This is a genomic window from Niveispirillum sp. BGYR6 (assembly GCF_027568365.1).
GTDB lineage: Bacteria > Pseudomonadota > Alphaproteobacteria > Azospirillales > Azospirillaceae > Niveispirillum.
In genome coordinates, this window is record NZ_JANLNL010000006.1 from 26526 (window position 1) to 52125 (window position 25600).

Sequence of the window (25600 nt, forward strand, 5' to 3'; positions counted from 1 at the left end):
GTTCACAGGGTTAAGGAACAATTTGCCAGCACGGCCGAGCATGAATGAAGAGCGATCTATGCTCGAAGTGCCTTCCCATAATTAGGCTGAAATCCATTTTAAATGGACACTTCAAGATTGTCATACCATCGGCCAAGGCGAGCCCCCGCATCCACCGACGTTACAACAACCCGTCCAGCCCCCGCTGGACGGGTTGTTGCTTTCAGGATCTCAGCCAACTTGCCGTGAAGCTCCGCCTGTACCTCGCCGCGACGAGCGCCAGGCGTGATCACCACCTTGTCGATTAGCGACCGTATCGCCTCCATGGCCTCGCCACGCGTGGTGGCATCCTCCAGGGCCGTCGTCAGCCGCTCGATCATCCTGGCGTAGAGGACGGCGACATTGGGATGGATGTCGGGCATGACGGCCGGCGCTTCCGAAAGCCGGGCCGCAAGCTGCTCCTTCTGCTGCTCCAGGTCCGCCAATCGGGCCTTCATGGAAGGCTGGTAAAGCCCGTCCTCGACGGCCGCCGTGATGGCGTCGATGCCGCGCTGCACCTTGGCCAGGGCCTGCCGATCATCCAGCTGCCGGGCGCGCAGCTCGCGATTGGAACGGTTGACCAGTTCAACCCTATTCCGGATGGCTGTCTCGACGGCTTCGGGAGAAACCAGATTGTGGCGCAGCCCGTTCAGCACACGGGCTTCGATTTCCTGGCGCTTGACGGTGTGGCTGTTCTCGCAGGTACCGCGCCGGTACCGGTTGAGGCAGCCGTAGCGATCATAGGTGATGATGCCGTAATTGTCGCCGCAGCGGCCGCATTTGAGCAGGCCGGACAGCAGGAAGCTGGGACGGTGCCGGTCGTTCAGCCGGTTGGCTTGCGATTGGCGGACGGCGGTAATGGCTGGCTCGTACTGGATGGCCAGCGCCTGCTGGCGCTTGCGCACTGCCTGCCAAAGCTCATTATCGATGATCCTCAGGTCCGGTACCTCCGTCCTGATCCAGGCGCTTTGAACCGCGCCGGGATTGTCGGCGGCAAAGGTTCGTGAGTCACGCCGCCAATTTCTGAGCGCTCACAGTGTCATGATAGCGTTGTTCGGCATCTGCGGGCGGGATATTTCCGATAGGCTCGAGCAGGCGGCGGTTGTTGAACCAGTCGACCCATTCGAGGGTTGGATATTCCACGGCTTCAAAGGATTTCCACGGTCCCCGCCTGTGGATGACCTCCGCCTTGTAGAGGCCGTTGACGGTCTCGGCCAAGGCATTGTCGTATGAATCGCCGACACTGCCGACCGACGGTTCGATGCCGGCCAGGCCCAGCCGCTCGGTGTATCGGATGGACAAATATTGGCTGCCCCGGTCCGAATGGTGAACCAGTCCTGATTTCCCCGCCGGTCGGCGCTGATGCAGGGCCTGCTCCAGTGCATCCAGGACAAAGCCGGCGTCGGCCGTCCGGGACACTCGCCAGCCGACGATCCGCCGGGCAAAGGCGTCGATGATGAAAGCCACATAGACGAACCCGCTCCAGGTGGACACATAGGTGAAATCGGAAAGCCACAGCTGATCGGGCCGGTCAGCCCGAAACTGCCGGTTCACCCGGTCCAGCGGACAGGGTAAGGCCTTGTCGGCAATGGTAGTTTTCACCGACTTGCCGCGGATGGCACCCCGCAGGCCCATCTCCCGCATCAGCCGCGCGACCGTGCAGCGTGCCACCTGGATGCCTTCGCGCTGCAACTGCCGCCAGACTTTGCGCACCCCATAGACCTGGAAATTCTTAATCGAACACCCGCCGGATATCGGCCTTAAGGCCGATATCGCGCTGTGCACGCGCCGATAGTTTTGCCGGATCAGTCTTGCGAGCCGCATGCAGACGCACAGTCGACGGGGCGATTGGCAAAACGTCGCAAATCGGCTCGACCCCGTATTCCTGGCGGTGGGCATCAACAAAACCCAGCATCATTTCAGTCGGCGGTCGAGCTCCGCCATCGCGAAATATGCCGACGCCTTGCGCAGGATTTCATTCGCCTGGCGCAGTTCCCGGATCTCCCGCTCCTGCGCCTTCAGTTTCTCCAGCACATCCAGCGGAATACCAGCGCGGTTGCCGCTTTCCACCTCGGCTCATCTGACCCATTCGTTCGTGCCGTGTGGGCCGAACAGCCAATCTTGGACGCCACGGGTGACACCGCCGCCCATCGCGACGGGTGATCCTTCTCGTGATCCAGTACCAGCTGAACAGCCCGCTCGCGGACCTCAGCTGAAAATTTGTTCGTTGTCTCGGCACTTCGTAGCTCCATCCTCTCAGGAGTTGGAGCCGCCGACAATCACGGCGCGGTTCAGAGCCGTTTCAGCGAGGAACAGATCATCGGGATCCTGCGGGAGCAGGAGGCTGGGCATAAGACGGCGGAGATTTGCCGGCGACACGGGATTTCGGAGGCGACATTTTACGCCTGGAAGTCGAAATATGGCGGGCTGGACGTCTCGGAAGCCAAGCGCCTGAAGGGCCTGGAGGATGAGAATAGCCGGCTGAAGAAGCTGCTGGCCGAGGCGATGCTGGACAACGCCATGCTGCGCGAGGTTGCAGGAAAAAAGTGGTGAGGCCCGCCGCCAGCCGCCGGACGGTTGCTCATCTGCGGGCAACGTTCGGGGTGAGCGAACGGCGGGCCTGCTCTGTCTTGAAGGTGCATCGGCGGACGATCCGTTATCGGTCGCGTCGCCCTGATGACGGTGCCTTGCGGCAAAGGCTGCGGGAACTGGCATTGGAGCGACGGCGGTTTGGTTACCGGCGTCTGGGATGTCTGCTGGCCCGGGAGGGGATGGCGGTGAACCATAAGAAGCTGCTGCGGATTTACCGGGAGGAAGGGCTGGCGGTGCGCCGGCGGCGGGGTCGCAAACGGGCACTGGGCACACGGGCGCCGATGAATGTGCCTCAGGGGCCCAACCAGCGCTGGAGCCTGGATTTCGTATCGGATGCGTTCAGCGATGGCAGGCGGTTCCGCATCCTGGCCGTGGTGGATGATTTCTCACGCGAATGCCTGGCCCTGGTGGCCGACACCTCGCTATCCGGCAAGCGGGTGGCGCGGGAGTTGGACGCGCTGATCGCCACACGCGGCAAACCGCTGATGATTGTCAGCGACAATGGCAGCGAGTTCATTTCCAGGGCGATCCTGGCCTGGACGCAAGCCAATGGGGTCGAATGGCATTACATCCAGCCCGGCAAACCCACCCAGAATGCGTTCGTGGAAAGTTTCAACGGACGCTTGCGCGATGAATGCCTGAATGAAACCCTGTTCCACGGCGTGCGTCACGCCCGTCAGGTGCTGGCCGACTGGCGGGACGACTACAATAATATTCGACCGCATTCCACCCTGGGCGGGATGTCACCCGCCCAGTTCGCAACGTTCAGGACCGGGGGCATGCCCCCGGTCCTGAACGTCACTCAACCCCAATACCAGACCAGAGGTCTCTACTTATAAACGGTGATGTTTTGGGGAGCAGGTCAGGCAGCGTGAACTGATCAGGACCAAGCTTAACGCCGAACAAAAACTGTCCGCTCACCGGCGACCAGCTCTCCTGGCAGACCCTTCCCACCCTTGCCCGCTATTTCGGCGGGGCAGGGTACTATATAACATTTTAAATTTGTATAATTTTTCTATTTCGCACATATGTGTGAAATTTGGTTTTGTAATTCCTACAATACGAGTAGATAATATTCCTCGACGATGACCTCATCGCGGCGGTGAACCACATTCGCATCAGCCCGATGAACGCCACTGCCTTTGGGGAGCTTAAGAATATGAAATTCCGCCTTTCCGTCACCACCGCGCTGGCGTTCGGATCCCTGGTATCTCCGTTTTCTGTCTTGGCACAGACAGCCCCGGCAGCCGGAGGGCAGGGCGGCCAGGTGGAAGACATCATCGTCACCGCCCAGCGCCGGTCTGAATCTGCCCAGGATGTCGGTGTTGCCCTGTCGGTGTTGAGCGGGGATGAGTTGGCCAAGCGCGGCCTGTCCAACGTCAACCAGTTGCAAAACCAGACGCCCAGCCTGGAGGTGGTGCCGGCCTTCGGGGGTGGGCAACCACAATTCCGCCTGCGCGGCGTGGGGTTTGAGGATTACGCCACCAACAACACCCCCACCGTCGGCGTCTATGTGGACGAGGTGGCCTATCCGGTGCCGGTGGCGACCCAGGGTGTGCTGTTTGATATTGACCGGGTGGAGGTGCTGCGCGGGCCGCAGGGCACGCTTTATGGCCGCAACACCACCGGTGGTGCCATCAACTTCATCTCCCGCCGCCCCACGGCCGATTTCAGTGCCGGGATCGATGCGCAATATGGCCGCTTTGATGAATTCAAGGCGGAAGGTTTTGTTTCCGGCCCCATCAATGACAAGCTGCGTTTCCGTATTTCCGGCGTGACGGAACAGGGTGGTGGTTTCCAGAAGAACCGCGTTACTGGCCAGCATCTGGGCGATGCTGACCGCCTGTTCGGCCGGGCGCTGGTGGAGTTCACGCCGTCGGAAACCACCACCGTGACGTTGAACCTGCATGGCGGGCGCGACCAGTCGGAACAGACCGGGCTTTACCTGTTCCGCCCCTTCACCACCCAGGGCTATGGGGCGAAACCCGGCCCGGTCATCCCCGCCGATACCGGTCGGCGCACCACGGGCTGGGGGCTTTCGCCCAGCTTTGCGGGGCTGATCGGCTTTGCAGCCGATGCCAAGCCGCAGAAGGATAATGAAAGCTATGGCGGCAGCCTGACCGCGGCATCGGACCTGAGCGAGCAGGTCCGCCTGACCAGCATCACCGCCTTTGACCATCTGGACCGTCGTGAGCTGGGGGACTGGGACGCCTCCGCCAGCCATGAATCCGACACCTACTGGGCCAGCAATATTGATGTCTTCTCCCAGGAACTGCGCCTGTCCTCCACGGATACGGGGCCGCTCTCCTGGGTAACCGGGGCCTATTACTCGCATCAGGATCAGGATGAGAAGTTCCTGACCGATTTCAGCCAGAGCCTGGGCATCGTCACCGACACCGCCTATCGCCAGAAGGTGGATTCCATCAGCGGCTTTGGCCAGGTGGGCTATGCGCTGACGGAGCAGGTGAAGCTGGTTGCCGGCCTGCGCTATGAAAATGAAAAGCGCAAGCTGCGTGATTTCCGCACCGCCATCGGCGGCGCCCCCACTTTCAGCAATGGCAACCGCGATCAGGAACTGAATGAGGGCACGGGCAAGATCGGGCTGGAATTCCGGCCGCAGGAAAATCTGCTGCTTTATGCCAATGCCAGCCGCGGGGTGAAATCGGGCGGCTTCACCGTCTATAATTCCCCCAATGCCGAGCAGATCGACCCGTTCAAGCCGGAAACGCTCTATGCCTATGAGATCGGCTTCAAATCCGACCTGCGAAAGTCGGTCCGGCTGAACGGTGCCGCCTATTATTATGATTATCGGAACCAGCAGGTGCTGGGCACCATCGTCAATCCCCAGCGCGGCCTGATCGGCCGTATCGTCAATGCGCCCAAATCGGAAATTTACGGTGGGGAGCTGGAATTGACCGTCACCCCGCTGCACAATCTGCGCCTGACCCAATCGGTCGGGTTCAAGAAGGGGGAATATAAAGATTACAGCAACATCAATACCGGCTCGCTGACCCGCAATCCGGTTACCGGCCTTTATTCGGCCAGCACGATTGACCTGTCGGGCACCGCCATTCCGCTGGCCAACTGGTCCTATCAGGGCTCCGTCGCCTATACCATCCCGGTGGGCCGCTTTGCGGTGGAGGCGCAGGCCGATTATGCCTATCGCGACAAGCTGCCGTCTTTCCTGGGCACCACCTATGACCTGCCGTCGCGCTGGATCGCCAATGCCACGCTGACCCTGCATCCCGATGAAGGGGGCTGGTCGGCGGGGCTTTATGGCCGCAACATCTTCAATACGGATTATGACAACACCCGTAACTTCTTCCTGCCCAATGCCAATATCGCCTCGCCGGGCCGCCCTGCCACCTATGGCGTGCGCCTGACCTATGAACTGTAAGGGCCGGCGCAACGCTGAGCCGGTGGGCGGGATCGGCCCCGCCTGATACAAGTCTACCGAAGGAGACGGGGAATGAAGATCGTGGCGGTGATTGCGGGCCTGATACTGGTATTGCTGCTGATCGCGGGCGGGGGCTGGCTTTATCTGCGCGCACCCGACATTCCGGTGGCCGACTTGCAGGCCCAGTATGGCCGCGCCAATTCCCGCCATGCCGATCTGTCGGGTGGGGTGCGGCTGCATTATCTGGAAAGCGGGCCGGCGGATGCGCCGGTCCTTTTCCTGGTACATGGCTTTGGTGACAATGGCTTTTCCTGGGATGGCTGGACGCAGGTGCTGTCAGCCAATCACCGGGTGATTGCCCTGGACCTGCCGGGCCATGGGCTGACGGAGGCGCCGGCCGATTTCCCCGCCGCCCCCGACCGCTATGCCGATTTGGTGGAGGAACTGGCGGTCAAGCTGGGATTGGGCCGCATCGCCATTGCCGGCAATTCCCTGGGTGGTGGTGTCGCCTGGCAACTGGCCGTGCGCCATCCGGACCGGCTGTCGCGGCTGATCCTGGTGGATGCTGCCGGCTGGCCGACCGTCAGCTTGCAGGACCCGCCGCTGGCCTTCAAGCTGATGCGCTATCAATGGGGGCGCGACCTGATCGCCTCCATCGATAACAAGCCGCTGATCCGCGAAGGGCTGAAGCGCGATGTGGTGGATCAGTCGGTGCTGACGGAAGCCTTCATCCAGCGTTGGGCCGACCTGCAGCGCTTGCCGGGCCACCGGCCCATCCTGATGTCGCTCAACCCCGGATCGCTGGCTGTCTCCAACGAATTGCTAGCGGGCATCAAGATACCCACCCTGATCCTGTGGGGGGAGGCCGACCAGATCATTGAGGTGGCGGCGGCGCAGAAGTTCAAGGCGGCCATTCCCCAGGCGGAACTGGTGATCTATCCCAATGTCGGCCATCTGCCGCAATGGGAAATCCCGGCACGCTCCGCCGCCGATGTGGCCCGCTTCCTGGACAGCAGCAAGGGTGAATGATGCCAAGGGATCTGCTGGGCAATCCTGTTACGGTTCCGGAAGCAAGCCTGCCCGCCATCAATGATTTCGTTGGCGGTATGATCGCCTATGAGGCGCGGGCGCTGAATATCCTGCCAGCGGCGCAGGGTGCCGATGCGCCGGCCCTGGTGCATCTCTATGCCGGGTTCCTGAACCTGCTGGCAGAGGCGCCGGGGGCGGCAGAGGCGGCCCGGCCGCATCTGGATGCCGCCCGGCTGCGGCTGGCCACGGCGAATGAGCGGGAGCGGCGGCTGGCGGATGCCCTGGCCGCCTGGATCGCCGATGATATTGACAGTACGGTGGCCATCCTGTCGGCGATCCTGGCCGATCATCCGCGCGATCTGGCAACGCTGAAGCTGCTGCATTATCACCTGTTCAACCATGGTGACTTTCCCGCCATGCTGCGGGCGGCGCAGGGGGTGGCGGCCGTGGCCCCGGACCTGCCCTATCTGGGCGGTTGTCTGGCCTTCGCCTATGAGCAGTTGCATCTGCTGGCAGAGGCGGAGGCGGCGGCCCGCGCCGGCCTTGCCATCGTGCCGACCGACCCCTGGGCCCAACACGCACTGGCCCATGTCTGGCTGACCCAGGGCCGTATTGATGAGGGGCTGGCGGCGCTGATTGAATGGTCGCCGGGCTGGCAGGGGCTGAACAGCTTCATGGTCACCCATCTCTGGTGGCATCTGGCCCTGTTCCATCTCAGCCGGGGTGATGCCCCGGCGGCGCTGGCCATCTATGATGCCCAGGTCTGGGCCCATGCGCGTGATTATTCCCAGGATCAGGTGGGGGCCGTCTCCCTGCTGGCCCGGCTGGAACTGGCCGGTTACAGCGTGGGCGGTCGCTGGGCGGATGTGGGCACCTATCTGGCTGCCCGCGCCACGGATGTGGTGCAGCCTTTCCTGTCGGTACAATACGCCTATGGTTTGGCGCGGGCTGGGCGGGCGGAGGCGGATCAGTTGCTGGCCGCCATTGCGGAGGCGGCACAGACGGCCCAGGACCATAGCCGCGCCACCTGGCGGGATGCCGCCTTGCCGCTGGCGCGCGGGCTGGTGGCCTTGGCACGCGGGCAGGCGGCAGAGGCCTTGCCGCTGCTGTCCGATGCCGTACCACGGCTGGCCCGGTTGGGCGGCAGCCACGCGCAGCGCGACCTGTTCGCCCAGTTCCTGCTGGATGCGCAGATCAAGGCCGGTGCCTGGGTGGAAGCACAGCAGGCGTTGGAACTGCGCCGCGCGTCCGATCCCGGCAATGTGCCGCTGAACCGGGCGCTGGCCGCCCTTTATCGCCAATTGGGCTTGCCGCAACTGGCCGAACAAGCGGCCGCGCGGGCCGACGGGCGGGCGACGGCATGAGGCTGTTTGCCGCTTTTCTTGCCCTGTTGGCCTTTCTGCTGCTGCCGGTCGCTGCCCCCGCCGCCCTGCGCGATACGCTGCGCGTCGGCTTGCAGCTGGAACCGCCCAATCTGGACCCGACCAGCGGGGCGGCCACCCCCACCGATGATGTGACCTATGGCACCATCTTTGAAGGTTTGACCCGCATTGCCGCCGATGGTTCCGTCCAGCCCCTGCTGGCCAGCGGCTGGACGGTCTCGGCGGATGGGCGCACCTATCTGTTCGATCTGCGGCCCGGTGTGCAGTTCCATGATGGCAGCCCGTTGAGTGCCGATGATGTGGTGTTCAGCCTGTCGCGGGCCATCGCCCCCAATTCCACCAATGCCCAGGCGCAGGCCCTGCGCGCCATCGTTTCGGTCACGGCCACCGGCCCGTTGCAGGTGCGGATCGAACTGGCCGAACGCAATTCCGGCTTTACCACCCTGTTGAGCCTGGGCGATGCGGTGATCGTCTCCCGCCTGTCGGCGGATCGGCTGGCCACGGACCCGGTTGGGACCGGCCCGTTCCGCTTTGTCGAATGGCGGCGTGGCGATGCGGTGAGCTTGCAGCGCTTCGATGGCTATTGGGGCCTGCCGGCCCGCCTGTCGCGGCTGGTTTTCCGCTTCATTGCCGATCCCAACGCCGCCTACGCCGCCATGCGGGCCGGCGACCTGGACCTGTTCCCGGACTTCCCGGCACCGGAGGTGATGGGCCAGTTGGCCGCCGATCCGCGCCTGAAACTGGCCGTCACCCCGTCGGAGGGGGAGGTGATCCTGGCGATCAACCAGCGCCAGGGCCCCCTCGCCGATATCAGGGTGCGCCGCGCCATCGCGCTGGCCATTGACCGGCAAGCCATCATCGATGGGTCGATGTACGGCTATGGCACACCGATCGGCAGCCATTTCCCGCCGCATAATCCGGATTATGTCGATCTGACCGGCCTTTCCCCGCACGATCCGGTCACCGCCCGCTGGCTGCTGGCAGAGGCGGGCTATGCAGAGGGTCTGGACCTGACCTTGAAATTGCCGCCACCGGCCTATGCCCGCCGGGGCGGGGAGATTGTGGCCGCACAGTTGGCCGCCGTGGGTATCCGCACCCGGATCGTCAATGTCGAATGGGCGGGATGGCTGGACGAGGTTTATAAACGGCATGATTTTGATCTGACCGTCATCAACCATGCCGAGCCTTATGATTACGAAATCTATGGCCGCACCGGCTATTATTTCGGCTATGAAAGCCCGGCTTATCGCGCCTTGCTGGCTGATCTGAAGGCGGCCCCCGATCAGGCGGCCCGGCATCGCATCCTGGGTGATCTGCAGCGCAAGCTGGCCGAGGATGCGGTCAATGCCTATCTCTACCAGTTCCCGCATCTGGGCGTGCAGGACCGCGATCTGGCGGATATCTGGCTGAACAGCCCCAACCAGATGCTGGATTACAGCCGGGCGCATTTCACCGCCGGTGCTGCGGCGGCGGGCGAAACGGTTCAGGCCGCTGCCGCTGTTGGTGGGGGCGGCTGGCTGCTGCTGGGGGTGCTTGTGCTGTTGCTGGGGCTGGCGGTCTGGGGCTTTGGTCCCGCCTATGTGCTGGCCCGGCTGTCAGTGCTGGCCGGCACCCTGCTGGCAGCCAGCATCCTGATTTTCGCCCTGGTGCAGGTGGTGCCGGGCGATCCTGCCGCCTTCATGATGGGGCTGAATGCCACGCCGGAGGCGATTGCCAATCTGCACCGGGAATTGGGGCTGCAGGGTTCCATCCCCGCCCGTTACCTGGATTGGCTGGGCGGGCTGCTGCGGGGCGATTTCGGCATTTCCTATACCTATCGCGTGCCGGTGGCGGACCTGATCGGCGAAAGGCTGGCGCTGTCCCTGCCGCTGGCCTTGCTGGCCACGCTGCTGTCCCTGCTGATCGGGCTGCCTGCCGGCTATCTGGCGGCGGTGCGGCAGGGCGGCTGGGTGGACGGGCTGCTATCCTGGATCATGCGTCTGGGCATTGCCGTGCCGGGCTTCTGGCTGGCCATTCTGCTGGTGCTGGTCTTTGCACTTGGCTTGGGTTGGTTTGCCGCCGGGGGCTTTCCCGGCTGGGGGGCGGGCATCGGCCCGGCCCTGTCGGCGCTGGTGCTGCCGGTGCTGGCCCTGGCGCTGCCCCAGGCGGCCATCCTGGCCCGCGTGGCGCGCGGCAGCCTGATTGAAACCCTGCACAAGGATTTTGTCCGCACCGCCCGCGCCAAGGGGTTGAGCCGGGGCCAGGCCATCCGCCGCCACGCCCTGCCCAATGCCATGGGGCCGGTGCTGACCTTGCTGGGCCTGCAGGTGCCGTTCCTGCTGGCCGGTGGAGCGATTGTGGAGAATGTGTTTTATCTGCCCGGCCTGGGCCGGCTGGTCCTGCAGGCCATCGCGCAGCGCGATCTGATCGTTGTGCAGTCTGTCGTGGTGCTGCTGGTCGGGTTCACCGTCGTCGCCTCCCTGGCCGTTGACATGGCCGCCGCCTGGATTGATCCGCGCCTACGGGATCGGGGGGCGTCATGAGAAAGGGGCGCAATGTGACGCTATGGCTGGGGTTGCTGCTGACGGGCCTGTTTGTGGCGGCGGGGCTGCTCTCCCTGGTCTGGACGCCCTTTGACGTGGCGGTCCTGGATGTCGGCAGCCGTTTGCTGCCGCCTTCTGCCACGCACTTGCTCGGCACCGATCATTTGGGGCGCGACCTGCTGTCCATGGTGCTGGCCGGGGCTTCGGTGTCGCTTTCCGTCTCGTTGCTGGGGGTAGGGGTGGCCCTGGTGGTGGGGGTGCCGCTGGGGCTGCTGGCGGCGGCGCGTGGCGGCTGGGTGGATGAAGGGCTGATGCGCACCGGCGATCTGGTCTTCGCCTTTCCCTGGCTGATGCTGGCCATCCTGCTGGCGGCAACGCTGGGGCCGGGGGCCATGAATGCCGTGCTGGCCATCGCCATCCTGAATATTCCCGTCTTTGCCCGGCTGACGCGGGGGGAGGCCCAACGCCTCTGGCAACTGGATTTTGTGGCGGCGGCCCGGCTGGCCGGCAAGGGAAGGGGACTGATCTCCCTTCAACATATCCTGCCCAACCTGTCCGGCCCGCTGTCGGTACAGGCGACGATCCAGTTCTCGCTCGCCCTGCTGGCGGAAGCCGGCCTCTCCTATGTCGGGCTGGGGGTGCAGCCGCCAGCACCAAGCTGGGGGCGGATGCTGGCCGATGCCCAGACGCTGATCGGCACGGCCCCCTGGCTGGCCATCGTGCCGGGGCTGGCCATCCTGCTGGCCGTGTTCGGGCTGACTTTGACCGGTGACGGGCTGGGCCGCCATTTCCGCCGGGGGGAAGGGGCATGACCATCCTGTCATTCCAGAATGCCGGCATTCACTATGGCGACCGCGTGGCGCTTTCCGGTTTCAACCTGGATATCGCGCCGGGACAGATTGTCGGCCTGATCGGGGAATCCGGGTCCGGCAAATCAAGTGCCGCCCTGGCGGCCATGGGCCTGCTGCCTGATGGGGTGGTCCTGTCGGGCCGGGTGCTGCTGAACGGGCAGGATTGGGCCACGCTGACGCCTGCCCAGGGGGACCGGTTGCGCGGGCGGGTGGCCGGCATGATCTTCCAGGAACCGTTGACGGCGCTGAACCCGATCCTGTCCATCGGCGCCCAGGTGGCAGAGGCGGTGCGGACGGCGCGTGGGCTGGGCCGGCGGGCCGCCTGGGACGGCGCGCTTGGCCTGCTGGACCGGGTGGGGCTGGACCCGGCCCAGTTCTCCCCCCATCGCTTCCCGCACCAGCTTTCCGGCGGGCAGCGTCAGCGGGTGGGGATCGCCATCGCCATTGCCGGCGGGCCAAAATTGCTGATCGCGGATGAACCGACCACCGCGCTGGACGTCACCACCCAGGCCCAGGTGATGGACCTGATCGTGCGGCTGGTGCGGGAAGAGGGCATGGGCCTGCTGCTGGTCAGCCACGATCTGGGGCTGGTGGGGCAGGTGGCCGACCATATTGCCGTGCTGAAGGATGGCCAGTTGGTGGAGCAGGGGCCGGCCGAGGCCGTGCTGACCCGCCCCGCCGCCCCCTATACCCGTTCCCTGCTGGAACGGGCGCGGCACCAGCCCTTGCGGTCACCGGCCATTGATCGGGCCCGCCCGCCCATCCTGTCCGTCTCCGGCCTGTCGCGGGTCTATCCCGGCACCCGCCAGGGACTGTTCCGGCGGGGGGAGCCGGTGCGGGCGGTGGCGGATGTCAGCTTTGATATCGCCCCCGGCGAAACGCTGGGGGTGGTGGGGGAAAGCGGGTCCGGCAAATCCAGCCTGCTGCGCTGTGTGCTGGGGCTGGACCTGCCGCAGGCCGGCCAGATCCTGCTGGACGGGCAGCCCCTGCATGGCCGCACGGCCCCTGAACAACGCGCCTTGCGGCGGCAGATGCAGGCGGTTTTCCAAGACCCCGCCGGCAGTTTCAACCCGCGTCAGCGGGTGGAAACCATTGTGGCGGAACCGCTGCACCTGCTGGATAAACCCCTGACGGCGGCGGACCGGCGGCAGCGGGTGGAAAAGGTGCTGGAACGGGTCGGCCTGTCCGCCGCCGATGCCACGCGCTATCCGCACCAGTTTTCCGGTGGGCAGCGCCAGCGGATCGCCCTGGCCCGCGCCTTGATTGTGGAGCCCAGGCTGGTGGTGCTGGATGAAGCGGTGTCGGCGCTGGATGTCTCCATCCGCGCCGATATCCTTGACCTGCTGGCCCGGCTCTCGGCGGAACTGGGGCTGGCCTATCTGTTTGTCTCGCATGATCTCTCGGTGATGCGGGCAATCACCGACCGGGTGCTGGTGATCCGCCAGGGCCGGATCGTGGAACAGGGGCCGACGGCAAAGGTATTGTCAGCACCCGTGCATCCCTATACCGCGCAATTGCTGGCCGCCACCCCGCAACTGCCGGGGGCGTAAGAAAAAGGGGGGGGATGGTTCACTCCCCGGCCTGGTGAACGCCCCGCGCGATGGCGCGGGCCAGCACATCGGCGGCGGCGGACCCGATACGGGCCGCCTGCCATTGCCGGGTGCGATCATCCCCCAGCGGCACGGCCCCGCTGCCAATGGCAAAGACCAGATCGCCATCGAACGGCGTATGCACGGGGCGGATGGCGCGGGCCATGCCATCATGCGCCATGATGGCAATGCGCTTGGCCTCCAGCTTGTCGATGGCGGCATTGGTGGCCACCACCGCCAGGGTGGTATTGGCCCCAGGGTTCAGCCGGCCCAGCTCTCGCAGCCGGGTGACATCGGGCGTCGGATCGGTCACCGGCGGGGCCGCCGGATCGGGCCGCCGGTTGCCGAACTCCCCCTCAATCTCGTAGGGCCAGGCCCAATAGGTGCTGTTGTCAGGCATCAGCACCGACCCGATCGGGTTGACCGCCACCAGGGCCGCGACCATCAAGCCATCGCCCAAATCCAGGGAGGCGGTGCCGATCCCGCCCTTGATGTAACCGGCCATGGCGCCGCGCCCGGCCCCCACGGAACCCAGCGTCACCTCTGTCCCCGCCGCTGCAATCGCGGCCGCCCCCAGGGCGCGGTAAGGAGAAATTTCACCCCAATCCTTGTCGCCGGGGTTGTTGAGATCATGCAGCACGGCGGCGGGCACGATGGGGATGGCCCGCCCGCCGGGGCGCAGCCGCAGCCCGACATCGCGTTCCGACAGATATCCGACCACCCCATCCGCCGCTGCCAGCCCGAAGACCGACCCGCCGGACAGGCAGAGCGCATGGATACCCCCCACCACATTTTCCGGCGACAGGGTTTCCGTCTCCCGCACGCCGGGGCCGCCGCCCCTTATATCGACAGCGGCCACCCATGGGCCGCCGCAGCGGATGACGGTGACACCGGACCCGATTTTCTCATCGGTGGCATGGCCAACCAGCAAGCCTTCAATATCGGTGATGCTGTTGCGGGGGCCGGGACGCGGATTCATCAGTCTGCCTGTTGCAGCCGTTGGAGGGCGCCATAAAAGCAGAAAAATCAAAGCGTATCCAGGAATCGCCCGACAAGATTCAGAATGACGGACATGCCGACCTTGCCGCGTGCAAGAAAAAGGAATGATCGGCGGACTGTCGGCCTGGATGCCGGATCTGTCTGCAGCAGCCCATCGCGGGTTAACAGCGGCAGGTCCGGCGTCAGGGCATAGGGTCGCTGCATTACCCACCCCAGCGATGGGACAGAATAAAACTATACCGTTCCGGGCGTACAAAGAAGGTGGATTGCACCGCCGTCGACTGGTCCGCGAAATAGGATCGGCGGTCCATCACCAGCAGCGGTGTGCCGGGCCGCACCTCCAGCATCGCCGCCGCCTCGCCCTCTGCGGCGGTGGCCTTGATCTCCACATCGGCGCCGCAGACGGGCTTGCCGACCACGTCATTCAGAATGGAATAGATGGGCGTATGCTGGGCATTCGTCCAGTCATACTGTGCCAGGGCTGAGGGCAGAATGCTGCGGCCCAGTGCAACCGGGCTGTTATCCACCAGATGCAGGCGCACAGCCACCAGGCAATGTTCGCCAAAATGGTCGCGCAGTTCACGCGGGGTGGATGTGAGATCGGCCCGCAGGTGCCGCATGGTGGCGTTCAGCCCTTGCAGCTTCAGGGATTCGTGAAAACTGCGCAGCGTGTCCAGCGGGTGGCGCATCCTGGTATCGGCGGTAAACGTGCCTTTGCCCTTGCGCCGCACGATCAGACCCTCGGTTTCCAGCAGGTCCAGCGCTTGGCGCACGGTGACCCGGCTGACCGCGAAACGGTTTCCGATTTCTGCTTCGCCGGGCAGGCGGCCTGACGGTTCAAACAGCCCGGCGGCGATTTCATCGCGCAGGCGCACCGCGATCTGGCGGTACATCGCCGTCGCATTTTCCCGCACCAAACTCACCGCCGCCCCCTGTCGCCTTCACCAGACGGCGTCCTTGATGCCACCCGGGCGGGGTCGTTTCAACGATTTCAAGCCGGGGGGTTGCCAACATGTATTGTAATGTATTATCGTAAACTCATCGTGAAATAACCTAATGAACACTGAATATGGCGTTGTTATTGGTTTCGCTTCGGCCGGCGCCATGTTCCTCGGGGTGTGGCAAGACCGCATCGATGAACCTGCTGTCGGGTTTCCTGGCACCGCAGGTCGGTTCCGTCACCATCAATGGTCAGCCGGTTCATCCGGAAATGGCGGCCCTTGGCTATACCGCACCTGGCATCTGAACGAAGGAACCTATTCGTGACCGACATTGCCGCCAATCTGGGGCATATCGCGCCCCTGGGTCTGTATGAACGCAATCGCGCCCGCCCCTTCCTGGGGCGCACCACCTGTTCACATGGCCGTCTGGTGGCCGGCGAATGGACAGAGGTGCAGTTGGTTTACGAAGTCGGTGGCTCCGGTCTGGCCGATGGTGCCGCTATCAAGCTGGCCATCAAATTCTATTCCGACTGGGCCCTGTTTCAGACCAGCGACCCCCGGGCCGCGAACTATGTCTCTGCCGAATATCAGGCGGGCGATCTGGTGCCGGGACAAAGCCCGGCAACGGTGCAGGCGCTGAAGGTCCGGTTTGACCAGAAGGGGCATGAGCGGCCCTTTCAAAAGTCGGTGATTATCGACGTCATCGACGGCTATCTGAACCCCGGTGATCGTATCATCGTGCGTCTGGGCGACCGGCGTCAGGGCGGGCCTGGCACGCGGGTGCAGACCTTTGTCGAAAAGTCCTTCCGGTTCCGCGTTTTCATCGACCCGTTGGGCAGCCAGAAATATGCCGCTGTGCCCGGCGATTGCACCCTGGATGTGGTGCCCGGTCCGCCCCATGCCCTGCGCCTGGTCACCCCGCGCCTGATCGTGCCGGGGCCGGTGCCTGTGCTGATACGGGCGGAGGATCAGTGGGGCAATACGGTCGAGCATGAGAATGTGTCTGGTTCCCTGCGGTTGACGGCCCCCGATGGCACCGTCGCGGCGCATCCCATCACCCTGTCAGCGAAGGGCTGGGCGGTGCTGCGCCGGGATGATCTGGCTCTGTCCCAAGCGGGCGAATGGCGGGTCGATGCGGATGCGCCGGGCCTGAGCCCCGCCTTCGCCTTCGTCAGCATCGACGAACAAGCACCACGCGTTCTGTATGCCGACCTGCATGTCCATTCCAACGACACGGTTGGCACCAATGATACATTCTATAACCTGTCCTATGGCCGTGACGTGGCGGGCCTGGATGTGCTGGGCTATACGGCCAATGATTTCAACGTCACGGAGACGGCCTGGAAGGAAGCGGTGGCGCTGATCGACCGCTTCAACCAGCCGGGGCGTTTCGTTTGCTATCCAGGCACGGAATGGTGCGGCAATTCGGCGGCGGGTGGCGACCATAATGTCGTGTTCCTGCGCGATGCCCCGCCGCGTTTCCCCCACGATGCACGGGGTAATCCGGTACGGTCCTTTGAATGGAATGAAAGTACCCGTGGGGCCCTTCGCCCCGGCGCCTGGCCTTTGGATGATCTTTATGCTGCCTATGCCGATGATCCGGAGGGGCATTTGCTGATCCCGCATGTGGGCGGGCGGCGCTGCAATCTGGATTGGCATCATCCAGAGTTGGAACGGCTGGTTGAAATCAGTTCCGCCTGGGGGCAGTTCCATTGGGTTTATGCCGATGCCTTGAAGCGCGGATACCGGCTGGGGGCGTCAGCCAGCAGTGATGAGCATCAGGGGCGCTGCGGTGGCGGCAACCCGGCCACGTCGGTGTTCGGTTCGCGCGGCGGGCTGACGGGGGTGCTGTCCGATGGTGTGGACCGGGCCCAGGTGGGCCGGGCCCTGCGCGCACGGCGAACCTTTGCCACCACGGGTGAACGCAGCATTGCGCTGCTGCGGCTGGGCGATCAATGGATGGGGGAGGTGGTGACGGCCGGGGCAGGGACCCTGGATTATCGTCTGCTGGGGGATCATGGCTGGGAAAGCCTGCAGCTCTATGATGGCGACAGGCTGCTGTGGGAACGCGATCTGCACCGGGAGGCGGGGCTGTCCGACCAGCATGTGCGCCTGCGCCTGGGGGGAGCCCGCATCAAAGACCGCTATCGCGGCGCCTATTGGAACGGTGCCTTGACCGTGACGGGGGCCAGCATCCGCCATATCCAGAGTTTTGGTTTCGATCATCCCGAACAATCCTGCTGGCGCGATGGCGCAACCAGTGTTGCACTGCGGACCGTTACCCATGGCGATACGGACGCGATCGAACTGACCCTGTCCAATCTGGCCGACGCCCAACTTCGTGTTGATCTGGGGATCGGCACCTATGTGAAGGTGGGGGATCCGCTGAACCCGCCCGTCAACCCCCATGCGTCAGAGGCGGTGCTGGCGGTCTCAGGCGCGGACCTGTTGGCGGCGGGGCGTGTCAGCAGCGTTCTGTCGGGGACGGAACTGGAAGTATCCTTGGAACGCATCACCGCCGCCGCCCTGCCGCGGGAGGTGGCGGGCCGCATTGACCTTGCCGATCTGGGGCTTGAGAAGGGACGTGAACATCCCCTGTTCCTGACGGCCCGGCAACGTGATCAGTCACGCGTCTGGACTTCTGCTTTGTTTGTATCAGGTTCTTAGCGTCAAGGGGGCGTTTTAGCGGGGTCACCTCTGCATCCGGACCGGGCAGCCGTTAAACTGGTACCGAAATATCAGTATATGACCTCCTCCCCAAAACATCCCCGTTTATAAGCAGAGACCTCTGGTTTGGTATTGGGGTTGAGTGACGTTCAGGACCGGGGGCATGCCCCCGGTCCTGAACGTTGCGAACTGGGCGGGTGACATCCCGCCCAGGGTGGAATGAGGTCGAATATTATTGTAGTCGTCCCGCCAGTCGGCCAGCACCTGTCGGGCGTGACGCACGCCGTGGAACAGGGTTTCATTCAGGCATTCATCGCGCAAGCGTCCGTTGAAACTTTCCACGAACGCATTCTGGGTGGGTTTGCCGGGCTGGATGTAATGCCATTCGACCCCATTGGCTTGCGTCCAGGCCAGGATCGCCCTGGAAATGAACTCACTGCCATTGTCGCTGACAATCATCAGCGGTTTGCCGCGTGTGGCGATCAGCGCGTCCAACTTCCGCGCCACCCGCTTGCCGGATAGCGAGGTGTCGGCCACCAGGGCTAGAGCAGATCGCGGAAAAGCGGAATCGCTTTGCAGCGTGAATCTGCTCGCTGAACAAGAGCTTAGAGCCTGATGCGTTTACGATTAAACGCATCAGGCTCTAGGCATTCGCGTGAGAAATCATCCACCACGGCCAGGATGCGGAACCGCCTGCCATCGCTGAATGCGTCCGACACGAAATCCAGGCTCCAGCGCTGGTTGGGCCGCTGAGGCACATTCATCGGCGCCCGTGTGCCCAGTGCCCGTTTGCGACCCCGCCGCCGGCGCACCGCCAGCCCTTCCTCCCGGTAAATCCGCAGCAGCTTCTTATGGTTCACCGCCATCCCCTCCCGGGCCAGCAGACATCCCGGACGCCGGTAGCCAAAACGCCGTCGCTCCGATGCCAGTTCCCGCAGCCTTTGCCGCAAGGCACCGTCATCAGGGCGCCGCGACCGGTAGCGGATCGTCCGCCGATGCACCTTCCAGACAGAGCAGGCCCGCCGTTCGCTCACCCCGAACGTTGCCCGCAGATGAGCAACCGTCCGGCGGCTGGCGGCGGGCCTTACCACTTTTTTCCCGCCACCTCGCGCAGCATGGCGTTGTCCAGCATCGCCTCGGCCAGCAGCTTCTTCAGGCGGCTGTTCTCTTCCTCCAAGCCCTTCAGGCGCTTGGCCTCCGACACCTCCAGCCCGCCATATTTCGATTTCCAGGCGTAAAATGTCGCCTCCGAAATCCCATGCCGGCGGCAAATCTCCGCCGTCTTATGCCCAGCCTCCTGCTCCCGCAGAATCCCCATGATCTGCTCCTCGCTGAAACGGCTCTTCTTCCTCAAATAGCCCTCCTTCGATCGGAGGACTCTACTTTATGCCGGGCACATTTCCAGGGAGCAGGTCAATTTCGCGGTGCCACCGCCACGGCCTCGGCAATGGCCCGACCGCAGGTGATCGTATCGGCGGGGCCGCCCAGGTCGCGGGTGCGCAGGGCGGGTTGGGCCAGGACCATCTCGATCGCACGCAGGATGGCGGCGGCGGCGGCATGTTCACCCAGATGATCCAGCATCAGGGCCGCAGACCAAATCTGGCCGACCGGGTTGGCGATGCCCTTGCCTGCAATATCCGGGGCAGAACCATGCACCGGCTCGAACAGAGACGGGAATTTGCCATCCGGGTTGATGTTGCCGGCCGGTGCGATGCCGATGGTACCGGTGCAGGCGGGGCCGAGATCGGACAGGATATCGCCGAACAGGTTGGACGCCACCACCACATCGAACCAGTCCGGATGCTGCACGAAATGGGCGGCCAGGATGTCGATATGGTATTTATCCCAGCGCACATCGGGATAATGCGCCGCCATTGCCTCCACCCGTTCATCCCAATAGGGCATGGTGATGGCGATGCCGTTGGATTTGGTCGCCGATGTCAGGTGCTTCTTCTCCCGCCGTTGCGCCAGATCGAACGCGTATTTCAGGATACGGTCGGTGCCGATGCGGGTCATCACCGTTTCCTGCATCACCACTTCCCGCTCGGTACCGGGGAAGATGCGGCCGCCGATGGACGAATATTCCCCTTCGGTATTTTCCCGCACGACGTAGAAATCAATCTCCCCCGGGGCGCGACCGGCCAGCGGGCTGGGCACACCGGGCATCAGACGCACGGGGCGCAGATTGACATATTGGTCGAATTCCCGGCGGAACTGGATCAGCGATCCCCAGAGGGAGACATGGTCGGGCACGGTCGCTGGCCAGCCGACGGCACCGAAGAAGATGGCATCATGGCTGCCGATCTGCTGTTTCCAGTCGTCCGGCATCATCTTGCCATGGCGTTGGTAATAGTCGCAGCTTGCGAAGTCGAAATGGTCGAAGGCGAACGTGCAGCCATAGCGCGCCGCCACAGCCTCCAGCACGCGCAGGCCCTCCGGCACCACTTCCTTGCCAATCCCGTCGCCGGGGATGACGGCGATGCGGTAGGGTCGTTTCATCATCATTCTCCAATCCTCAATCAATCAGGATGGCCCTGAAATCATTGACATTCGTGCGTGTCGGCCCGGTCATCAGCAGGCAATTCATGGCCTTGAAGAAGCTGTAGGCGTCGTTGTTTGCCAGCAGGGAAGTGGCGGAAAGGCCGGCCTGTTCTGCCCGGTGCAGGATGTCGGGGTCGATCCAGGCCCCGGCATTATCTTCCGACCCGTCAATACCATCGGTGTCAGCGGCCAGGGCATGGACGCTGCGTTGGCCCGCGAGTTCCACCGCAAGCGCCAGCAGGAATTCCGCATTGCGCCCGCCCCGGCCCTGTCCGCGCACGGTGACGCTGGTTTCCCCGCCCGACAACAGGACGCAGGGACGCGCGATGTTGTTCTCGCCCCGCAGAATTTCCCGGACTGTGGCGGCATGGTGCCGGGCGACCTCTCCCGCGTCGCCTTCGATATCGCTGCCCAGGATCAGGGGCGTCAGGCCCAGTTCGCGCGCCCGCGCCGCTGCGGCTTCCAGGGCGGCGGCGGGGGTGGCGATGATCCGGTGATGACCGGAGGGCAGCGCGTCCGGCCCTTTTGGCGTTTCACTGGCCGGATCGGCAAGCCAGGCCAGCACGGCAGGCGGGGCCGTGATCTTGTAGCGTTCCAGGATCGCCAGGGCCTGCTGGCGTGTCGTGGGGTCGGCCAAGGTGGGGCCGGAAGCGATGGTACTCGGATCATCCCCCGGCACGTCGGAGATCAACAGGGTGACGGTACGGGCCTGGGCCGCCATCTGTGCCAGACGGCCGCCTTTGACGGCAGAGAGATGTTTGCGCAGGCAGTTCATCTCCGCGATGGTGGCCCCGCTCCTCAACAGGGCGCGGGTGACCGCCTGTTTATCGGCAAGCGTCAGGCCGGGTGCCGGGGCGGCCAGCAAGGCCGATCCGCCCCCGGACAGCAGGCACAGCACCAGATCATCGGTCGTCAACCCCGATAACAGGTCCAGCATTTCCCGCGTGGCCCGGATGCCGGCGGCATCGGGCACGGGATGGGCCGCCTCCACCACGCGGATGGCAGAGCAGGGCACGCCATGGCCATAGCGGGTGATGACCAGCCCCGACAAGGAGCCTGGCCAATGCTGTTCAACCGTGGCCGCCATGGCTGCGGCGGCCTTGCCGGCCCCGATCACCAGGGTTCGCCCCTTGGGCGGGGGCGGCAGGTGGGGGGGCAGGCATGATGCTGGCGAGGCGGCGGCCAAAGCCGCCTCGAACAACAGGCGCAAATGGTTTTGCTGCGAGGTGATCATGCCTACATCCGCCAGCCCAGCGTTGCCCCATAGGTGCGGGGCGGGTTATAGGCACCGAAATTGGCCCCCAGGAAAACCAGCTGGTTGGTCCGCGTCAGCTCGTTGGTCAGGTTCTTGCCCCACAGTGACAGCGACCAGCGTCCCGTCACATCGGTGAAGACGATGCGCCCATCGACGAAATGGGTGGGGGCCCGCCGTTCCGGTCCCTCGTTGGAATTATCGTCGAAGATCATGCTTTCATACCGGTAATCCGCGGCGAACAGCAGAGAGTGACCGTTTTCCAGCACGGTCTCGTAAGAGGGGGAGATCACCAGCTTGTGCTTGGGCGTGCGCGACAGGCGGTTGCCGGCATAATCCTCCCCCGGTTCCGGCGCGAATTCGTCGAAGGTGGCGTCTGTATAGCCATAACTGGCGGTCAGATTGGCACCTGTGAAAGGACGCCATTGCAGATAGGTCTCATAACCCTGGATGGTGGCCTTGCCGGCATTTTCCGTGACGATGGACAGGTTGGGCAGGGTCCGCCGCGTCTGCAGGTCGGTATATTTCATGACATAGAGGGTGTTGTTCCAGATCAGGTGGCCATCCAGGAAGCTGCTTTTCTGGCCCAGTTCATACTGGGTGGCATATTCTGGTTCGAAGCCGTCGGCGGCTTCCGCCGCGTTGCCGGGCGTGTCCTGGAAGCCGCCGCTTTTGAAACCACGGGAAACCATGGCGTAAAGCTGATGGTCGCGGTCCAGCTTGTATTGCGCGCCGCCCCGCCAGGTCCAGGCTTCGTATGTGTCCGATGTAGTGACGTTGAACCGTTCCGACCCGCGCAGCACCGCGTCGCCGGTCATGTTGGAAACCCGGTACTCTTTCTTGTCCCGGGAATAGCGCAGGCCACCGATCAGGGACAGTTGCCCGCCCAGCGGAAGGGTCGCATCGCCGAAGGCGGCATAGCTGTGCAGCTTGGCGGCCTGGGTATAAATTTCCGTCGCCGGGCCGCCCATATCAATGATCAGCGTATCTGTGCGGTCAGTGTCATTGTTGAAATTGTAAAGCCCGGCCACCCATTGGATATGGCTGTCAGGCAGGGCGTTCAGACGCAGCTCATGGCTGGAAAAGTCGCTGACCTCATCATTGCCGCCACTGATATTCAGAGGATTTGTGGTCTCATTACCGCCATCCACATCATAGAAGGCGCGATAGTCGAGATCGCGGTGGGAGCCGAGATAGGTGAGACTGGCAAAAGGCAGATCCCAATCCAGTTGCCCCCGCACCCCCCAGGTGTCGCGGTCCTGATGGCCATCGGTGGAACTGGCAATGTGTCGGCGATCGCGGTTGACGGTCCAGAGGGCGGATAGGGGGTCTTCTGTGTCCAGGTCCAGCACATGCTGGGCGGGCCCCGTCGCCCGATCGCGGGTGCCATCCACCGTCAGCAGCACGCGCAGCGTTTCCGACGGTTCGCCGGCCAGATGCAGGCGACCGCTGCGTATATCCTGATCATCCACCCGGTTGCCGGTGAAGCTGTTGCGGGTGTAGCCGTCATGGCTGCGGACGGCCCCGCTGGCACGCGCCGCCCATTTCCCTTCCACCAGGGGCACATTGACAAAGCCGGCGGCTTCCAACCGTTCATGATTGCCGACGGTGGCTTCCACGGCGGCGTCAACCGCGTCAAGCGAGGGGCGGCTGGTGACGACATTAATGGCACCGCCGACGACATTGCGGCCATAAAGCGTGCCTTGCGGGCCTTTCAGCACCTCAATGCGTGACACGTCGAATGCATCAAAGGCCACAGCGGCCGGCCGGCCCAGATAGATTTCATCCAGGAAGACAGCGGAACTGGGGTCACCGGCGGCCCCCCGGTCGCTGGAGCCGATGCCGCGAATGCTGATGCGGGGCTGGGAGGCGGGGAAGGCATCGAAATTCAGGCCGGGTGTGCGCCCGGCAATATCATCAATCTGACGCAGGCGCGCCTGCTCGATTTCCGCAGCACCGAAGGCGGTGACGGTGACGGGTACATCCTGCAGGCGTTCGCTGCGGCGCTGGGCCGTGACGATGATCTCCTCCATCTCTCCAACCGCATCCGCCGCCTGGGCCTGGGCAAGATTATTCGACGCCAGGGTCATGGCGATGGTTCCGCCGGCCAAAGCCAAGCGGCTGATCATTCTCATCTGTTCCTCCCGGTTAGCCCCGGTTTTTCCGGGTATGGAAACAACCTATGCGCATTGGATGTCGATGGTCAATATTTTGGATGCAAAAATTTATGAATATGGATGTTTTTATTTGACGGGCCGACGCCAACTGCACAGGATAAGGGCGTTGGACGAACGATGGCGGCTTGCGCTGAAGGATGGGCCGGTGCGGTCGGGGTCAGGTTCCGCCGCCGGTTCCGGCTGCGCGGTTGGCCCCACCTTTCCTGCATCCGCTATCTGCGGATGGGATTCACTGATGCAAACGGCCCCCTTTCGTGTCTGGACATCAGGCCAAAGCGGGTTTGCCGTGGTTGCCGGGAGACAACACGTTGATCGACACATTGCTTTCGCCGGCGCTGCTGGGAACCTTGATGATCGCCACCTTTATGGTGCTGATCATGACCAAGCGGATGTCGGCGGTCACCGCGCTGCTGGCGGTTCCCATCCTGTTCGGTGTGCTGGCGGGTGCCGGTGCCGGGCTGGGCGACATGATCCTGGAAGGGGTGATCCAGGTGGCGCCGACGGCGCTGATGCTGACCTTCGCCGTATTATATTTCGCCATCATGATGGATGCCGGCCTGTTCGACCCGCTGGTGCGCAGCGTGCTGGCGACCGTCGGCAATGATCCTGTGCGCATTGCCCTGGGTACAGCGGTGCTGACCAGCATCGTCTCCCTGGATGGGGATGGCACGACGACGGCGCTGATCATCATCACCGCCTTTCTGCCGGTCTATCGCCGTGTCGGGATGAATCCGCTGATCCTTGCGACCTTGCTGGGCCTGTGCAATTCGCTGATGAATTACCTGCCCTGGGGCGGCCCGTCTGCCCGCGCCGCCGCTGCTGTCGGCGTGAATGTGGGGCAGGTGTTCGGACCCTTGGTGCCGGCAATGCTGGCGGGGCTTCTGGCCACCCTGCTGCTGGCGTTCTTCCTTGGCCAGTCGGAGCGGCGGCGGCTGGCGGCCAGCGGTTGCCCGATTAGTGACGGCAGTGTGGAACCGGTCAGCCCCTTCATGGCAGATGCTGAACCCGATATCCGCCGGCCCGGTCTGTTCTGGTTCAATCTAGCCCTGACCATGGGGCTGGTGTTGGGAATGGCGTTCGGGCTGGCACCCTTGCCGGTGATGATGATGGGGGCGTTTTCCATCGCCGCCACTGTCAATTATCCCCGGCTGCGGGACCAGAAGGCGCGCCTTACCGCCCATGCCGACAATGTGGTCAATATCGTTGTGCTGATCTTCGCGGCGGGTGCCTTCACCGGCATCCTGAACGGCACCGGCATGGTCGATGCCATGGCCAGCGCCGCTTTGTCGGTCATCCCGCCTTCCATCGGCCGCTATATGGCACCGATCACGGCCCTGGTCAGTATGCCGCTCACCTTCGTGATGTCGAACGATGCCTATTATTTCGGCGTCGTCCCGGTGATAGCCAGTGCCGCCGCTGGCTATGGGATCGAGGCGGACGCCATTGCCCGCGCCTCCCTGATCGGTCAGCCGGTCCATACGTTAAGCCCGCTGCTGGCACCGATCTATCTGGCCTGCGGCTTGTTGGGTGTGGATGTCGCCGATGTACAGCGTTTCGCCCTGAAATGGGCGGCGCTGATCTCCCTGGTGGTGCTGGCGGCAGCCCTGGCCACCGGGGCTTTTCCCCTTCAGGCAGGGTGAGCG

Annotated in this window: 16 protein-coding genes, 2 pseudogenes and 1 other annotated feature; of the genes and pseudogenes, 10 read left to right on the plus strand and 8 right to left on the minus strand. The window is 63.9% G+C overall.

The features are described 5' to 3' along the window. Positions 1-98 precede the first annotated feature (98 nt). Both PCJ49_RS14170 and PCJ49_RS14175 read right to left on the minus strand, forming a co-directional pair. Positions 99-923, minus strand: a complete 825-nt coding sequence (locus PCJ49_RS14170) for a recombinase zinc beta ribbon domain-containing protein (RefSeq protein WP_269911473.1) — start codon at positions 921-923, stop codon at positions 99-101. A 103-nt stretch (positions 924-1026) separates the two neighbouring features. Next, a pseudogene (locus PCJ49_RS14175) lies at positions 1027-2270 on the minus strand (IS3 family transposase). After that, positions 1859-1975, minus strand: a sequence feature (AL1L pseudoknot). It overlaps the preceding pseudogene by 117 nt. On the opposite strand from PCJ49_RS14175, the gene PCJ49_RS14180 reads away from it, so the two are divergent. The 7 genes from PCJ49_RS14180 (at position 2269) to PCJ49_RS14210 (ending at position 13341) form a co-directional block, all read left to right on the plus strand. After that, positions 2269-3449 (plus strand): IS3 family transposase gene (locus PCJ49_RS14180; protein WP_269911659.1). Its coding sequence is split into 2 segments (ribosomal slippage): positions 2269-2563 and positions 2563-3449, totalling 1182 coding nucleotides; the frame shifts between segments, so codons are not numbered across the junction. The pseudogene PCJ49_RS14175 and the gene PCJ49_RS14180 sit on opposite strands and share 2 nt — an antisense overlap. 320 nt (positions 3450-3769) lie before the next feature. Further along, the gene (locus PCJ49_RS14185; RefSeq protein WP_269911474.1) at positions 3770-6007 is read left to right on the plus strand and encodes a TonB-dependent receptor; all 2238 of its coding nucleotides are present in this window, start codon (positions 3770-3772) and stop codon (positions 6005-6007) included. 72 nt (positions 6008-6079) lie between these two features. Then, on the plus strand, positions 6080-7036 hold the full coding sequence (locus PCJ49_RS14190; protein WP_269911475.1) for an alpha/beta hydrolase: 957 nt from the start codon (positions 6080-6082) through the stop codon (positions 7034-7036). Next, positions 7033-8400 carry a tetratricopeptide repeat protein gene (locus PCJ49_RS14195; protein WP_269911476.1) on the plus strand — a complete coding sequence of 456 codons (1368 nt, stop codon included), beginning with the start codon at positions 7033-7035 and terminating at the stop codon, positions 8398-8400. The genes PCJ49_RS14190 and PCJ49_RS14195 overlap by 4 nt, the downstream gene beginning before the upstream one ends. Beyond that, positions 8397-10940 carry an ABC transporter substrate-binding protein gene (locus PCJ49_RS14200; protein WP_269911477.1) on the plus strand — a complete coding sequence of 848 codons (2544 nt, stop codon included), beginning with the start codon at positions 8397-8399 and terminating at the stop codon, positions 10938-10940. Before PCJ49_RS14195 ends, PCJ49_RS14200 begins: the two co-directional genes overlap by 4 nt. Beyond that, the gene (locus tag PCJ49_RS14205; RefSeq protein ID WP_269911478.1) at positions 10937-11752 is read left to right on the plus strand and encodes an ABC transporter permease; all 816 of its coding nucleotides are present in this window, start codon (positions 10937-10939) and stop codon (positions 11750-11752) included. The genes PCJ49_RS14200 and PCJ49_RS14205 overlap by 4 nt, the downstream gene beginning before the upstream one ends. Further along, a complete protein-coding gene (locus PCJ49_RS14210) occupies positions 11749-13341 on the plus strand; it encodes an ABC transporter ATP-binding protein (RefSeq protein ID WP_269911479.1) in 1593 nt (530 codons plus the stop codon). The genes PCJ49_RS14205 and PCJ49_RS14210 overlap by 4 nt, the downstream gene beginning before the upstream one ends. A 19-nt stretch (positions 13342-13360) precedes the next feature. On the opposite strand, the gene PCJ49_RS14215 is transcribed toward PCJ49_RS14210, so the two are convergent. Then, positions 13361-14359 (minus strand): P1 family peptidase, encoded by a 999-nt coding sequence (locus PCJ49_RS14215; protein ID WP_269911480.1) that lies wholly within the window; start codon positions 14357-14359, stop codon positions 13361-13363. A 223-nt stretch (positions 14360-14582) separates the two neighbouring features. Next, positions 14583-15302: a GntR family transcriptional regulator gene (locus tag PCJ49_RS14220; RefSeq protein WP_269911481.1), complete on the minus strand. Its 720-nt coding sequence runs from the start codon at positions 15300-15302 to the stop codon at positions 14583-14585. Positions 15303-15448: 146 nt separating this feature from the next. On the opposite strand from PCJ49_RS14220, the gene PCJ49_RS24775 reads away from it, so the two are divergent. Next, on the plus strand, positions 15449-15625 hold the full coding sequence (locus tag PCJ49_RS24775) for an ATP-binding cassette domain-containing protein (protein WP_347710437.1): 177 nt from the start codon (positions 15449-15451) through the stop codon (positions 15623-15625). 16 nt (positions 15626-15641) lie between these two features. Then, complete coding sequence (locus tag PCJ49_RS14225) at positions 15642-17987, plus strand: hypothetical protein (RefSeq protein WP_269911482.1); 2346 nt, start codon at positions 15642-15644, stop codon at positions 17985-17987. Positions 17988-18092: 105 nt separating this feature from the next. On the opposite strand, the pseudogene PCJ49_RS14230 reads toward PCJ49_RS14225, so the two are convergent. From PCJ49_RS14230 to PCJ49_RS14245, 4 genes and pseudogenes are all read right to left on the minus strand, one after another. Further along, a pseudogene (locus PCJ49_RS14230) lies at positions 18093-19305 on the minus strand (IS3 family transposase). A gap of 95 nt (positions 19306-19400) precedes the next feature. Then, on the minus strand, positions 19401-20486 hold the full coding sequence (locus PCJ49_RS14235) for a tartrate dehydrogenase (RefSeq protein WP_269911660.1): 1086 nt from the start codon (positions 20484-20486) through the stop codon (positions 19401-19403). 16 nt (positions 20487-20502) lie between these two features. Next, entirely contained in the window at positions 20503-21762 is a 1260-nt protein-coding gene (locus tag PCJ49_RS14240) for a glycerate kinase (RefSeq protein WP_269911483.1), read from the minus strand. A 2-nt stretch (positions 21763-21764) separates the two neighbouring features. Continuing rightward, positions 21765-23909, minus strand: a complete 2145-nt coding sequence (locus PCJ49_RS14245; protein ID WP_269911484.1) for a TonB-dependent receptor — start codon at positions 23907-23909, stop codon at positions 21765-21767. A 356-nt stretch (positions 23910-24265) separates the two neighbouring features. On the opposite strand from PCJ49_RS14245, the gene PCJ49_RS14250 reads away from it, so the two are divergent. Continuing rightward, positions 24266-25597 (plus strand): citrate:proton symporter, encoded by a 1332-nt coding sequence (locus tag PCJ49_RS14250; RefSeq protein ID WP_269911485.1) that lies wholly within the window; start codon positions 24266-24268, stop codon positions 25595-25597. The last annotated feature ends 3 nt before the right edge of the window (positions 25598-25600 follow it).

Excerpts from the sequence above, each read along its gene's own strand:
- PCJ49_RS14185 (WP_269911474.1), top strand. The coding sequence starts at position 3,770 with ATGAAATTCCGCCTTTCCGTCACCACCGCGCTGGCGTTCGGATCCCTG.
- PCJ49_RS14190 (WP_269911475.1), top strand. The coding sequence starts at position 6,080 with ATGAAGATCGTGGCGGTGATTGCGGGCCTGATACTGGTATTGCTGCTG.
- PCJ49_RS14195 (WP_269911476.1), top strand. The coding sequence starts at position 7,033 with ATGATGCCAAGGGATCTGCTGGGCAATCCTGTTACGGTTCCGGAAGCA.
- PCJ49_RS14200 (WP_269911477.1), top strand. The coding sequence starts at position 8,397 with ATGAGGCTGTTTGCCGCTTTTCTTGCCCTGTTGGCCTTTCTGCTGCTG.
- PCJ49_RS14205 (WP_269911478.1), top strand. The coding sequence starts at position 10,937 with ATGAGAAAGGGGCGCAATGTGACGCTATGGCTGGGGTTGCTGCTGACG.
- PCJ49_RS14210 (WP_269911479.1), top strand. The coding sequence starts at position 11,749 with ATGACCATCCTGTCATTCCAGAATGCCGGCATTCACTATGGCGACCGC.
- PCJ49_RS14215 (WP_269911480.1), bottom strand. The coding sequence starts at position 14,359 with ATGAATCCGCGTCCCGGCCCCCGCAACAGCATCACCGATATTGAAGGC.
- PCJ49_RS24775 (WP_347710437.1), top strand. The coding sequence starts at position 15,449 with ATGGCGTTGTTATTGGTTTCGCTTCGGCCGGCGCCATGTTCCTCGGGG.
- PCJ49_RS14235 (WP_269911660.1), bottom strand. The coding sequence starts at position 20,486 with ATGAAACGACCCTACCGCATCGCCGTCATCCCCGGCGACGGGATTGGC.
- PCJ49_RS14240 (WP_269911483.1), bottom strand. The coding sequence starts at position 21,762 with ATGATCACCTCGCAGCAAAACCATTTGCGCCTGTTGTTCGAGGCGGCT.
- PCJ49_RS14245 (WP_269911484.1), bottom strand. The coding sequence starts at position 23,909 with ATGATCAGCCGCTTGGCTTTGGCCGGCGGAACCATCGCCATGACCCTG.